Source organism: Lysinibacillus sp. IITD104 (genome assembly GCF_036698265.2).
Lineage (GTDB): Bacteria > Bacillota > Bacilli > Bacillales_A > Planococcaceae > Lysinibacillus > Lysinibacillus boronitolerans.
Genome location: NZ_JBAHYH020000001.1, coordinates 3,787,483 through 3,799,675, shown reverse-complemented (window position 1 = coordinate 3,799,675; position 12,193 = coordinate 3,787,483). Strand labels below are relative to the sequence as shown.

Genomic DNA, 12,193 nt, shown 5'->3' with positions numbered 1-12,193 from the left:
ATGAATCGTATAAATAGTATAACGAACTGAGGGAGGCTATTTATTTATGCAAAATGAACGTCAACGAATTTTAGAACTTGTAGAAAAAGGAACAATTTCGGCACAAGAGGCGATTACATTATTAGAAGCATTAGAGCAACCTGGCAAGTCTACTCAACATGTTATGAATGATGTGTCGAAAGAGACGCAATCCTTTTCAAGTGAAAAAGAGCCATTATTTGAAGAAAAATCAAAAGATGGTGACAAGAAAAAAGATGATTTTATGAAATACTTCCAAGATGAAATGCAAGATTTTCGTAAGGATTTAACGCAAATCGGTTCTCTTTTTATGGATATGATGAATACGGCTGTTAAAAAAGTGAAGGAATTCGATGTTGCTTCTCCATTCGGAGATAAAATTGAATTTACCCATACAGAAGAAGTGGCTGCTGCTAATGTAGACAAGATTATCGTTGAATTACCTAATGGTAACTTCTCATTGGAATCCGGTGAAGGCGATACTATTCAAGTGATCTGCAAGGTAAAGGCACCTTTGATGAACGATAGTGAAGAAGAAACTCGCAATCACTTTTTAGAGCAATTTGTTGTGAAAGAGGAAGCGCAATCACTTCGTATTTTGAGCCAATTAAAGCTTGTTCAAGTCAATGTGAAGGTGCTAGTACCAAAGGATAAACTTGAAAAATTATCTGTTCGTCTAATGAATGGTAGTGTTTCATTACAGGATACAGAATTTGAAGAATTAAAAGTGAAAACGTTAAACGGTGCCATTAAAGGTACGAAATTTAATTTTGGAAAAGCTGAAGTGGATTCTTCTAATGGTTCCATTGAATTAACGAATGTTCGAGGTAAGGATTTAGAGGCTGAAACATTGAATGGGCGTGTTTATTTGGATGGTGCATTGGATGAAGTTGAAGCTAAGTCTGTCAATGGACATGTAGTCGTAACAACATGCTCGACAAATTCTTCTAAAATTAAAGCTCAAACAGTTGCTGGAGCAGTGGAATTATATGTCCCACGAACAATTTCATTGAGCGGTAAAGTCGTAACGAATTTCGGTAAAGTGGATGTGGGTATCCAGGATGTTTCTAAAATGGAGTCACAAGATCAATTCTTATCCAAAGTAGTCCGTTTCGACAAAGAAGTTGAAAATGCGAATCGCCTATTTATAGAAGGTGAATCGAAAACTGGTGCTGTTTTAGTGCGCTACACAACAACAGATGAACAACAAATTTAACAGTAGAAGCATTCAAGGTAAAGCTTGAATGCTTTTTCTTTTCAAACAGGATTCGACCTAGCACATAGAGGCGAATCTTGTTTTATTTTTGTCATATTTTTAAGGATAATGGCAAGGAAAGAATGAAATAGAAGGAACTGCCACGGATTGAAATGAAACTGTAATAAAAAAACAGAAATAGAGTGCTATAATAGTAAAAGAAATACCTCTTACATAGATGAGAGTTTTAGGTGGTTTAATCATGATAGAAATGAAAAATGTGACAAAGAAATACCCAAACGGTGTTGTTGCGACAAATGGTATTTCCGTTAATATAAAGCAAGGCGAATTTGTGTATGTAGTTGGCCCAAGTGGGGCAGGGAAATCCACATTTATTAAATTGATGTACCGTGAAGAAAAAGCAACATCAGGACAAATAATTGTAAATGGTATTGATTTAGCAACTTTAAAGAATAAGAAGGTCCCTTTTTTGCGCCGTCAACTTGGTGTAGTTTTCCAAGATTTCAAATTGCTACCTCGTTTGAATGTCTATGAGAATGTAGCGTTTGCGCTTGAAGTAATAGAGGAAAAGCCAGATGAAATCCGACGTCGTGTTATGGAAGTGCTAGAACTAGTTGGATTGAAGCATAAAGCAAGAATGTTTCCAAATGAACTTTCAGGAGGAGAGCAGCAACGAGTATCGATTGCTCGTTCAATCGTCAATGTCCCAAAAGTGGTGATTGCAGATGAACCTACAGGGAATCTTGACCCTGAAACATCATGGGAAATTATGAATTTATTTGAGGAAATTAATGCACGTGGGACAACGATTGTAATGGCAACCCACAACCGTGAAATTGTAAATACGATTCGACGTCGTGTTATTGCAATTGAAGGCGGCTTAATTGTCCGTGATGAACACGGAGGTGAATACGGCTATGAAATTTAGTACAGTAAAGCGCCACTTCCGGGAAAGTATCAAATCACTTGGTCGAAATAGCTGGATGACCATTGCCTCTGTCAGTGCCGTTACCGTTACGCTCATTCTAGTAGGTGTTTTTGCGCTTATTATGATGAATTTAAATAAAGTAGCAACGGATTTAGAAAATGATGTCGAAATTAAAGTGTTAATTGATGAAACAGCAGATGAAGCTGCTGAAAAAGCACTCATCGAAAAAGTCAAAAAATTGCCTGGTGTCTCCGAGATGACGTATTCCACTAAGGAAGATGAGTTAACCAAGCTAGTAAAAGACTTCGGTGATGATTTTAAACTATTTGAACAAAGTAACCCTTTACGTAACGTTATTTATGTAAAAGCTGCTGATCCACAGCAAACAGCAAAAGTTGCGAAAACCATTGATAAATATGAGTATACATATGATGTAATGTATGGCGAAGGAAAAGTTGAAAAACTATTTAACTTCTTAAATATTAGTCGTAATGTAGGAATCGTACTTATTTTAGGGTTATTATTTACGGCAATTTTCTTAATTTCGAATACAATTCGTATAACGATTATAGCTCGACGTGATGAAATAGAAATTATGAAACTTGTAGGGGCTACAAATTCATTCGTGCGTATCCCATTCTTATTAGAAGGTATGTGGCTTGGAATTTTAGGTTCAATTATTCCGATTGCGGTTGTCACGACCCTTTACCACAATATATATAAAATTATTGCACCACGTTTACAAGGAGAGCTTGTTCAATTACTAGATTTTTCTCCACTTGTGTATCAGGTAAGCGGTCTTCTGTTACTCATTGGTGTACTGATCGGTATTTGGGGAAGTTTCATGTCAGTACGTAAGTTTTTAAAAATTTAGTCACAACGGATATTTGTGAAAAAGAAAAGAATAGTCGAAGGGGAGTTCAATCGGTGAAAAGTAAGGCGAAAAACATATTAAAAACACTTGCAGCAGCATCTGCTCTAATTCTTTTTATCCAAACTCCATCAGCATATGCAACAAGTTTATCGGATTTAAAAGAAGAAAAGAAACAAGTTGAAACAAAGAAGAATCAGTTAAATTCATCTATCAGCAATAAATCAAATGCAATTACAGCTAATCAAGAAAAGCAACAACAAATCTTAGATCAAATTCAAGCATTGAACGCTGAAATCGACAAAACTAATAGTAATATTAAAAAAGTACAAGCAGATATTCGGGCAACAAATGAGGAAATTAAAAAGTTAGAAGCGTCTATCGAAGAGCTTTTGCATAAAATTGAAGAGCGCGATTTATTGTTACAAGAACGTGCACGTGCGATTCAAGCAGGGGGCTCTGTTAGTTATTTAGATGTATTGCTTGGCTCTAATAGTTTTGTAGACTTTATTGATCGTTTCTCTGCAGTTAATGCATTATTGGAAGCGGATCGTCAAATTATTCAAGATCAAAAAGATGATAAACAAAAATTAGAAGAGCAAAAGCAAATTGTAGAAGAGAAGCGTAAAAACTTAGAAGATAAAAAAGCTGAGCTTGAACGATTAAAAGCATCATTAGATAGTCAAAAAGCTGAGAAAAATAAACTAGTCGACCAATTAGAAAAAGAGCAAGAAAAGCTGAAATCAGAAAAAGTATTACTTGAAAAAGAGTACTCAGAGGCTTTAGAAGTAAGTCAGGAATTGCAAGATCAAATTATTGCTGAACAAAATCGTTTGGCTGAAATTGCGCGTCAACAAGAGGCGAAACGTAAAGCAGCGGCCGCGGCAGCAGCTGCTGCTGCTAACAATGGTGGCGGATCATCTGGTGGTACAGTCCATGCACCTCAATCAAACGGAACATGGATTAAACCAACGAATGGTCGCTTAACATCACCATATGGTTGGCGAAATCTTGGAGCAGGACCTGAATTCCATTATGGTGTCGATCTTGCAAATGCAACAGGAACACCAATATGGGCAGCAGCAGATGGCGTTGTTTCTTACGCAGCCCCACTTAGTTCGTATGGTAATGTTGTCATTGTGACGCACTCAATCGATGGACAAATTTATACAACCGTTTATGCACATTTAAGTGCATTTAATGTTAGTGTAGGACAAGAAGTAACACAAGGTCAGCAAATAGCAGCGATGGGTAGTACAGGTCGCTCTACTGGCCCACACTTACACTTCGAAGTGCATATTGGACCTTGGAAAGGACAAGCAGTCGGCAGTGTTAATCCACTGAAATATATTCCATTGTAAACATAAAAGCTATACACTAGCGTTTTCTAGTGTATAGCTTTTAATATTTCATCGAATGTTTCACCATTCACCAGTTTATAGGTTTGCCCATCTATCGCCAATAAGCCATTATTGTAGAAAAATATTTTTAATGTATAGTCATAGTAAGTAATGTCCAATTGATAGACAACATCAGCTTTTTTGTTATTTAATAAGGTTCTTTTTACTTCCCAAGTACTTAAGGCTAAACGCATATCCTCTAATCGTGGATCGTCACGATTGATAATAGCCAAGCTTTTATTGGTACCATTGCCAACTTCCCAAATTGTCATCTTATTTACTATTTCTTCAAGATCCTTATTAGGAAAAAAATCTTGTAGCAAATTCTTCGTTTGATACTCTGAATACAGCATCAGAATACTAATGCCGAGAAAAATGGCGGCAATCCATAGTATAAGTCGCTTTGAAAGCATATCTCCCTCTCCGCTTTTATTATTTTACGAAATATTCCAATGAAAGTTTCATCGCTATTATAAGATTCTAATTAATGTTATGATGAATATATACATAGTGGGGTATTTTTATTGTTGTTATTTCTGAAGATTTTCTTAAAACAATGTGAAATATTCTTTTTTAAAAAGGTTCTATGCTATGCTTTCGGAGGAGGATTCGTTGGAATGATAAATACAGAGTGGTACTCGATCCGAACATTAACTTTACCAGCTACTGCAGTCGCTTTACTTATTACTTTTTTTATTGTATGGCTGATCCTGCGCTTACAATTTTCTAAAAGGTTGTCTGAGTTATATAGTGACGCCATTTTCACGTTTATTATTGTTTGGAAGTTAAGTTTGCTTGTAACAGATTTCAGAACGGTTATAAGCAATCCAATCACATTGCTTTATTTTAATGGCGGAACAATGGGTGTTTATCTTGGTGTTATCGTAGCATCCTTACAAATATGGAGAAAGCGACAGCGTCTACAGCTTGAGGAACAAGAGATGCTAGCTGGTAGCTGGGCTATTATTTTAACCCAATCCATTTATCAAATGCTTGCTGTGCTACTTAATGACAATAACACATCGAGTGAAGTTATAACATTAGCTGTGCTAAGTGTGGTCACACTCCTCATATTATGGAAACTAATAGCAGTGAAACAAGCTTTATTTCTCTATACATTAAGCTATTTGATAGTGGCTTTCTTACAGCCACTTGGTATATGGCAAACAGCTGTGGCTGTTAGTTTAATACTACTTAGTTTGGGTTTAATCATTCAGCATGAACGAATCAATGTGGGAGGTAAGAAATGAAAAAAAATATTGGGCTGCTGATCGTTGTGCTATTAGTGGTTGCGATGATTGGTACATATGTAAAACAACAAATTGACGAAGAACGTGCCATTGATAAATCGGCTCTAGGTAAGGATATGGAGGAGTCAGAAACCGGCTTAGGTAAAGGCAATATACCGCCTGATTTCACCTTAACAAGCTTAGATGGGGAAGATATCACATTAAGTGACCTTCGTGGAAAAAAAGTTGTTTTAAATTTCTGGGCGACATGGTGCCCACCTTGTAAGGCGGAAATGCCACATATGCAAAGCTTCTATGATGAGTATGCAAAAGAGAAAAATGTTGAAATTATAGCGGTCAATTTAACAGATGCTGAACGTGATGTGACCGCTGATGCCAAAGTGGATACAGTGATGACATTTAGAGATAGCTTTGAGCTAACGTTCCCCATCTTACTGGACCCAGACAATGAAGCTGGCTTAAATTATCAAGTCATCACAATTCCAACCACTTATTTTATTGATTCAAACGGCTACATTCAACGCGCCATCAGAGGACCAATGGATGTGGATATGTTAAATGATTATGTAGATGCACTAGATTGATTCATAAAAATCTGCTCGTTTTCTATAGTAGAAACGAGCAGATTTTTTTATTTTCTATGAAGTCAAGGTGAGTACTCGCGGAAGCATGTTGAATACCCTCGAAGTCAAAGTACATTCCTGCGAATCAGCAATCATCATGCATGTGTAAAGTGAAATATTCTCTCTTTATAAATTTGAAAGGTAATTTTGTATGTTTGAAAAAATAGAGTCATACAGTAAAAGAGACGGAGGAGGGAAGATTTGCGCAAATTAACAGCCGGTGTCGGAGTCCTACTTAGTAGTTTGGTGGTGGGCAGTGGTATTTACTTTGATTGGTTTAATATTGGCGATAAAAAGGAGCCTGTTACGGAGGTTGATACTATTGGTGAGGCTATGACACTCATTGAAGAGAAATCAGTATATAGTACAAAAAAGGATGCATTGGTGGAGGGGGCTCTTCGTGGTATGGCTGATGCCATTAAAGATCCTTATAGCACGTATTACTCCAAGGAAGAGGCTGAGCAACATCGGCAAATGTTGGCTGAGGAACGAGTAGGCATCGGTATTGAACTGACGGAAAATAAAGGAAAGTTTATCGTTGTGTCACCTGTTCGTTCATCCCCAGCAGAGAAAGCAGGGATGCGTTCACTCGATGAAATTGTACAAGTTGATGGGGTACGAATAGATGGAAAAACGATGAGTGAATTAATGCATTTAATTCAAGGTGAAAAGGGAACGAAAGTAACCATTGTTGTCTATCGTCCAAGTGAAGATAAGCATATTAAGATGACGATGGAGCGCGCAGCCATTTCTAATAAAACGGTTACCAGTGAGGTTGTGAAGGTAGAAGATACAGCTATTGGCTATGTGGTGATCTCCTTATTCGGTGAAAAAACCGCTAATGAATGGGTGGCTGAAACGAGTAAATTACTTCGTAAAGATGTGGAAGGAATTGTAATCGATGTACGGGATAATCCAGGTGGTTATTTACATAGCGTCGCAGCGCTACTGAGCACAGTATTGGACAATGGCAAAGTATTTGCATATATGCAAAATGCGGAAGGTGCTATGGAACCATTAAAAACACAAACAAAAGGCTTCGATCAAAAATATATAGAAACGATGAATAAAATTCCCATTGTTGTGTTACAAAATCAAGGTAGTGCGTCTGCTAGTGAAGTATTAAGCGGTGCTTTAAAAGGCTGGGGACGCGCTTCACTTGTTGGGGTTAAGAGCTTTGGAAAAGGGACTGTACAAGAATCTTGGGAGCTTTCCAATGGTGGGGAGCTTAAATTATCAACCAATAAATGGCTAACACCAAAGCGCGAATGGATTCATGGGCAGGGCATTGAAGCCAGTTTAATGATCGAGCAAAATGAATTATTTGCTTTTCAACTTCATCCACTAACAGGTAAGTTTAAAGTGGGCGATATGAGTGAAGAGATTTCCTATTCACAAAATGCCTTACAGAAACTAGGTTATCAAATCGATCGTTTAGATGGCTATATGGATGAAACGACTGCAGAGGCCGTTAACCTTTATCGTAAACAGAAAAAATTAAAGCTAGCAGAAGATGAATTTTATATGGATACGACATTCTTTAATAGTTTAAACGAAACATTAAAGGATTTTAAAGCCGATCGTCAAAATGACCAGCAATTCCAAATGGCCACTAGTTTTTTACTGCATACGATTGAACAATAAAACTTGCTGACAGAACAAAAATACCATAATACAAAGCTTTCTATGAGTTTGTACTACGCAAGCGTGTAGTCCTTTGATACAATAAATTCATAGTATTCAAGATAGAAATGGCGGGTGTTCGTATGGTTAGTGAGATATTAATAGAAATAGTAACAGCGATTGGCCGCTTTTTACTCAACCCATTACTGTATATAGTCATAATATTTGCTATTATTTTAGGTTATCGTCGAGTAAAACAGGAGCGTAAATTCTTTAATAGACGTATTATTTGGGGCTGGACGGAGTTAATCGGACAATGGAAAGATGGGTGGCTCTATGCACTAATTATTTCTGTCATTAGTATTGGAGCAGGTCTAACTGTCCCAAAGGAATTTTTAATCATTTTAACGGCAGTTTCTATAGTGGCACTTATCTTATTTGTCATGAATGCAATGTCACCTATTTTGACAATGGGGATTGCCACACTTGCCATATGGGGTATGTCCTATTACAATTGGTCATTTTCCTGGTGGAAAATTTCATTAGGGACTGTCCATTTAGAGAATGGCGCAATTGTGACAATTACCATTCTTGCGGGCCTTTGTGTCATTGCAGAAGGGCTATTAATTCGACGTATGGCGATGAAGGTGTCAACACCGTGTATTGAGAAAACGAAGAGGGGTATGCAGGCAATTGTCTATCGTTCAAGAAATGTGTGGGTATTACCTATTTTCTTTGTTATTCCTGGCGAGGCGATTTCGGCGATGTTCCCATATTGGCCTCAGTTTACGATAGGTCATAATAGCTTTGCGCTTGTGTTATTTCCACTTGTCATTGGCTTTACTAAACTGACAAGAAAGGAATTACCAGCATTAATGTATCCAAAAATTGGCCGACCTGTCTTTTTACTAGGGCAGCTTATTTTAATAGGAGGATTGGCTGCATATTTTGAGCCAGTGATTGGGTTCATTACACTTGCTGTTGGTGTAATTATCCGTATTATAATTGCTATCTACTTTGCACAGCAGGAAAAAACAGATCATTATGCAGTTGCGCCAAGTACGAAGGGTGCTATTATTGCAGCCGTTCTTCCTGATTCACCTGCTGAGAAAATGGGCTTACTTGCTGGGGAATGTATTCGCAAGGTAAATGGTGTGTCAATTTTTACAGAAAATGAGTTATACGAAGCACTGCAATTAAATGCCGCTCATTGTCGTCTAGAGGTTTTAGACCGAAACAATGAATTACGTTTAACGCAACATGTGATTTATAGTAATGATCATTACCGTATTGGACTATTATTAGCTGAGCCGAGGGAAGTATAATGGACGTTTTTGGGAAAATGATGTTAGCATTATTCATACCAGCTATATTGGTATTATTATTCACCAGAATTACCTATAATCGCTATGTTGCATTGTTATTAGCCATTGCACTTATTGCCGCCTCAGTATATGCAGGCTATACATCCCCACCTATTATTTTCGTTATTGATGCATTTTCATTAACAGTAGGCTTTTGGCTAGCAAGTAAAATGAATAAATAAGAAAGGTCAGTCCAGGCAATCAGTGGGATTTAAAAAAGCTGCCGCCTGTAAAATACAGACTGCAGCTTCAAGAAGTTGCCTAACCTTTTTCAAAATGTCCTTTACAAAGGGTACACTTTACAATAGGACTGACCTTTTTACATGAAAAATCGCACTGCTGCCATAATGATTACTCCTGCAACTACTGTAATCGATAAGCTTTTTGTGACAAGGGCAATAATAAGAGTAGGAACAAATGTAATAAAGACTGGCCAATCAAGTGTCACTACTTTGCCGCTTTCAGTATCTATTAAATTTTCAATGACAAGAGCACTTAATATACAAACAGGAATAAAACTAAGCCATTTTAGCACAACATCAGGTAGTGTTACACTACGCACAAAAATAAATGGAATGACACGCGGTAGCCATGTTACAAGTGCGCAGCCGATAATAAGCCAGACCATATAAGAAGTTGTTGTCATTTATCTGTCACCACCCCAATTGTTGCGACAATCACGGTTGCCAGTAGCACAGCCACATGTGAAGGGACTACATAAGAAAGACCGTACATAATAACCGCCATATAGCCAATTAACTTGATATAATGCATGATTTTACTTTTACCAACACTGCTCAATTGCAAAACTAAAAGTGCAACAAACATGGCAACCAAGGCAAAATCTAAACCCCATTTTTCAGGATTTGCTACCCACTGTCCTAAAAAGGCACCCGTAACACAGGAAAGAATCCAGAAGATATAGGCTGTTATATTTAACCCATCCATCCATTTACCATATAATTTACCTGTTTGCATTTGCTTTGTGACTGCTACACCAAAGGTTTCATCCGTTAATAATGTACCAAAGCCAACATTTCTAAGCATGGAGTAGCGCGTAAAGTGAGGTGCTAATGTTAAACTCATTAATAAATGACGTAGATTCACTACGAAAATGGTTACAATGATAGCAGAGGCAGGGCTACTTGTTAAAAGAAGTGCACAAAAAATAAATTGTGCAGAACCTGCGTAAATCAGTATTGTTAATAGCGCAATTTCAAGGACAGATAACCCTGAAGCGGAACCTACAACCCCAAATGCAAGTCCTATACTAATATAACCGAGTAATGTAGGCACGCAATCTTTCACGCCTTGTAAAAAACTGTCATTGGAAGAGCTTGTTGTGTCATCATGTTGAAGCTCTGTTGTACTTGTCATAAATAGGTCATCCTTTCTTGATAATTTCCATGTATACTATTGATGGAATTGTTTGATAGTTCTTGATGTTTATTAAAGTATACATATGTCTGATAAAATAAACAATAGAAATTGGTGAGTAAAGATGGAACAAATGAGTCGAAATTTAGCATTTCAATTAAAGAAAATTAGACAGCAACGTCATTTAAGTCTCGATGATGTGGCCAAAGCGACAGGTGTCAGTAAAGCACAGCTTGCACAAATCGAAAAAGGAGAGGCCAATCCAACTGTTTCAACAATTTGGAAAATTGCAGCGGGTATGCGTATGTCATTCTCTTCATTATTACAGCCACCAACTGCCCATTACATGCGTTATAGCAGTAAAGATGTACCACATGTCGATGAGGATGAGGGACGCTATCGTGTTTACTCCATAATTCCGTATAATCCAGAGCGAGGCTGGGAGTTTTATAAGGTTGAAATGGAGCCAGGGGCAGTTAGTAGGAGTGAAGCCCATACAGAAGGGGTAGAGGAAACTGTAATGGTTATTAAAGGACAAGCAGTTATTTCTGCTGGAGACATGCATGAATTACTAGATGAAGGGGATACACTAGTATTCTCAGGGCATCAACCCCATGAATATCGCAATACTTCAGAAGGGTTAACAATTTTTCATTTAATTTTACAGTATAAATAGAGGTGTCGATATTGAATGAATGGTTTACTGTAGAAAATATTGAACAGGTTGCGGCACAGTATCGAACGTTCGGCCCAATCATTGGTTTACTGCTCCCGTTTTTAGAGGCGTTTTTACCATTCCTACCATTAGTCGTATTCGTTGTGGCGAATGCCAGTGCATTCGGCTTATGGCTAGGATTTCTATTATCTTGGCTAGGCTCTGTAGCTGGCTCCTATGCGGTTTTCTTACTTGTGCGTCATTTTGGCAAACATCCAAGATTACAATTTTTAACAGGTAGTAAAAAAGTACAGAAGCTTATTAAATGGGTGGATATGAATGGCATCAGCCCTCTTTTTGTCCTCCTCTGCTTCCCTTTTACACCATCTGTGATTGTCAATATTGTAGCGGGATTGTCACATATCCATAAAAAATTTTACTTAATCGTTTTGCTTGCAGGAAAGTTTGTCATGATTTTAGGTATGAGTGTATTGGGCTATGATTTAAAATCGCTCTTGACAAGCCCAGTGAGATTGATAATTGCAGCTGTGGCCATTGTTATTTTATGGTGGGTTGGGAAGTTGATAGAGAAGCGTTTGAATGCCCGTGTAGAAAGAGATTTAAAGCAAGCGCGAAATTTGACGAAAAAGCAGGACCACCATGCCAGTTAAGTAAATAAACTGTAGCCTCTTTCATTATGTGAAGAGGCTGCTTTTTTGTGTAATAAATTAACCTTTTTATAGGTAGGTGAAGGTTGATAGATAGTATTTACTAGTTTTTTTCGATAGAATTTAAGATAGATGATTTATGTTGTTTTTAGTAGGCTGAGAAAACTGCTCCACCATAGATGAGAAGCAATCAATAGTCT

General features: G+C 37.5%; 14 protein-coding genes. 11 read left to right on the top strand and 3 right to left on the bottom strand.

Annotated features, from left to right (window positions below):
* Positions 1 to 46 precede the first annotated feature (46 nt).
* From V1L66_RS19265 to V1L66_RS19250, 4 genes are all read left to right on the top strand, one after another.
* Positions 47 to 1,234: a DUF4097 family beta strand repeat-containing protein gene (locus V1L66_RS19265; protein ID WP_333006434.1), complete on the top strand. Its 1,188-nt coding sequence runs from the start codon at positions 47 to 49 to the stop codon at positions 1,232 to 1,234.
* 241 nt (positions 1,235 to 1,475) lie between these two features.
* Positions 1,476 to 2,162, top strand: a complete 687-nt coding sequence (ftsE, locus tag V1L66_RS19260; protein WP_016991524.1) for a cell division ATP-binding protein FtsE — start codon at positions 1,476 to 1,478, stop codon at positions 2,160 to 2,162.
* Complete coding sequence (gene ftsX / locus V1L66_RS19255; RefSeq protein WP_004227513.1) at positions 2,152 to 3,036, top strand: permease-like cell division protein FtsX; 885 nt, start codon at positions 2,152 to 2,154, stop codon at positions 3,034 to 3,036. The genes ftsE and ftsX overlap by 11 nt, the downstream gene beginning before the upstream one ends.
* 53 nt (positions 3,037 to 3,089) lie before the next feature.
* The gene (locus tag V1L66_RS19250) at positions 3,090 to 4,394 is read left to right on the top strand and encodes a peptidoglycan DD-metalloendopeptidase family protein (RefSeq protein WP_333006433.1); all 1,305 of its coding nucleotides are present in this window, start codon (positions 3,090 to 3,092) and stop codon (positions 4,392 to 4,394) included.
* 26 nt (positions 4,395 to 4,420) lie between these two features.
* Here V1L66_RS19250 and V1L66_RS19245 read toward each other — a convergent pair whose 3' ends face one another.
* Positions 4,421 to 4,846, bottom strand: a complete 426-nt coding sequence (locus V1L66_RS19245; protein ID WP_333006432.1) for a hypothetical protein — start codon at positions 4,844 to 4,846, stop codon at positions 4,421 to 4,423.
* Between the two features lie 204 nt (positions 4,847 to 5,050).
* Here V1L66_RS19245 and V1L66_RS19240 point away from each other — a divergent pair, with 204 nt between their 5' ends.
* The 5 genes from V1L66_RS19240 to V1L66_RS19220 all read left to right on the top strand — a co-directional run bounded on the left by V1L66_RS19240 (position 5,051) and on the right by V1L66_RS19220 (position 9,475).
* Complete coding sequence (locus V1L66_RS19240; RefSeq protein WP_333006431.1) at positions 5,051 to 5,683, top strand: hypothetical protein; 633 nt, start codon at positions 5,051 to 5,053, stop codon at positions 5,681 to 5,683.
* The gene (locus V1L66_RS19235; RefSeq protein WP_016991519.1) at positions 5,680 to 6,267 is read left to right on the top strand and encodes a peroxiredoxin; all 588 of its coding nucleotides are present in this window, start codon (positions 5,680 to 5,682) and stop codon (positions 6,265 to 6,267) included. Before V1L66_RS19240 ends, V1L66_RS19235 begins: the two co-directional genes overlap by 4 nt.
* A gap of 240 nt (positions 6,268 to 6,507) precedes the next feature.
* On the top strand, positions 6,508 to 7,950 hold the full coding sequence (locus tag V1L66_RS19230; protein ID WP_016991518.1) for a S41 family peptidase: 1,443 nt from the start codon (positions 6,508 to 6,510) through the stop codon (positions 7,948 to 7,950).
* 122 nt (positions 7,951 to 8,072) lie between these two features.
* Positions 8,073 to 9,254 carry a PDZ domain-containing protein gene (locus tag V1L66_RS19225; RefSeq protein ID WP_333006430.1) on the top strand — a complete coding sequence of 394 codons (1,182 nt, stop codon included), beginning with the start codon at positions 8,073 to 8,075 and terminating at the stop codon, positions 9,252 to 9,254.
* Positions 9,254 to 9,475, top strand: a complete 222-nt coding sequence (locus tag V1L66_RS19220) for a DUF2198 family protein (RefSeq protein ID WP_016991517.1) — start codon at positions 9,254 to 9,256, stop codon at positions 9,473 to 9,475. The genes V1L66_RS19225 and V1L66_RS19220 overlap by 1 nt, the downstream gene beginning before the upstream one ends.
* A gap of 137 nt (positions 9,476 to 9,612) precedes the next feature.
* Here V1L66_RS19220 and V1L66_RS19215 read toward each other — a convergent pair whose 3' ends face one another.
* Complete coding sequence (locus V1L66_RS19215; RefSeq protein WP_048392045.1) at positions 9,613 to 9,939, bottom strand: AzlD domain-containing protein; 327 nt, start codon at positions 9,937 to 9,939, stop codon at positions 9,613 to 9,615.
* Positions 9,936 to 10,670, bottom strand: coding sequence for an AzlC family ABC transporter permease (locus tag V1L66_RS19210; protein WP_048392044.1), 735 nt, complete (start codon positions 10,668 to 10,670; stop codon positions 9,936 to 9,938). Before V1L66_RS19210 ends, V1L66_RS19215 begins: the two co-directional genes overlap by 4 nt.
* 124 nt (positions 10,671 to 10,794) lie before the next feature.
* Here V1L66_RS19210 and V1L66_RS19205 point away from each other — a divergent pair, with 124 nt between their 5' ends.
* On the top strand, positions 10,795 to 11,346 hold the full coding sequence (locus V1L66_RS19205) for a helix-turn-helix domain-containing protein (protein ID WP_048392043.1): 552 nt from the start codon (positions 10,795 to 10,797) through the stop codon (positions 11,344 to 11,346).
* 11 nt (positions 11,347 to 11,357) lie between these two features.
* Positions 11,358 to 11,996, top strand: coding sequence for a TVP38/TMEM64 family protein (locus tag V1L66_RS19200; RefSeq protein ID WP_004227497.1), 639 nt, complete (start codon positions 11,358 to 11,360; stop codon positions 11,994 to 11,996).
* Positions 11,997 to 12,193 lie beyond the last annotated feature (197 nt).

Coding starts and splice junctions, on each gene's coding strand:
- V1L66_RS19265 (WP_333006434.1), top strand. CDS start 47: ATGCAAAATGAACGTCAACGAATTTTAGAACTTGTAGAAAAAGGAACA.
- ftsE (WP_016991524.1), top strand. CDS start 1,476: ATGATAGAAATGAAAAATGTGACAAAGAAATACCCAAACGGTGTTGTT.
- ftsX (WP_004227513.1), top strand. CDS start 2,152: ATGAAATTTAGTACAGTAAAGCGCCACTTCCGGGAAAGTATCAAATCA.
- V1L66_RS19245 (WP_333006432.1), bottom strand. CDS start 4,846: ATGCTTTCAAAGCGACTTATACTATGGATTGCCGCCATTTTTCTCGGC.
- V1L66_RS19240 (WP_333006431.1), top strand. CDS start 5,051: ATGATAAATACAGAGTGGTACTCGATCCGAACATTAACTTTACCAGCT.
- V1L66_RS19235 (WP_016991519.1), top strand. CDS start 5,680: ATGAAAAAAAATATTGGGCTGCTGATCGTTGTGCTATTAGTGGTTGCG.
- V1L66_RS19225 (WP_333006430.1), top strand. CDS start 8,073: ATGGTTAGTGAGATATTAATAGAAATAGTAACAGCGATTGGCCGCTTT.
- V1L66_RS19220 (WP_016991517.1), top strand. CDS start 9,254: ATGGACGTTTTTGGGAAAATGATGTTAGCATTATTCATACCAGCTATA.
- V1L66_RS19215 (WP_048392045.1), bottom strand. CDS start 9,939: ATGACAACAACTTCTTATATGGTCTGGCTTATTATCGGCTGCGCACTT.
- V1L66_RS19210 (WP_048392044.1), bottom strand. CDS start 10,670: ATGACAAGTACAACAGAGCTTCAACATGATGACACAACAAGCTCTTCC.
- V1L66_RS19205 (WP_048392043.1), top strand. CDS start 10,795: ATGGAACAAATGAGTCGAAATTTAGCATTTCAATTAAAGAAAATTAGA.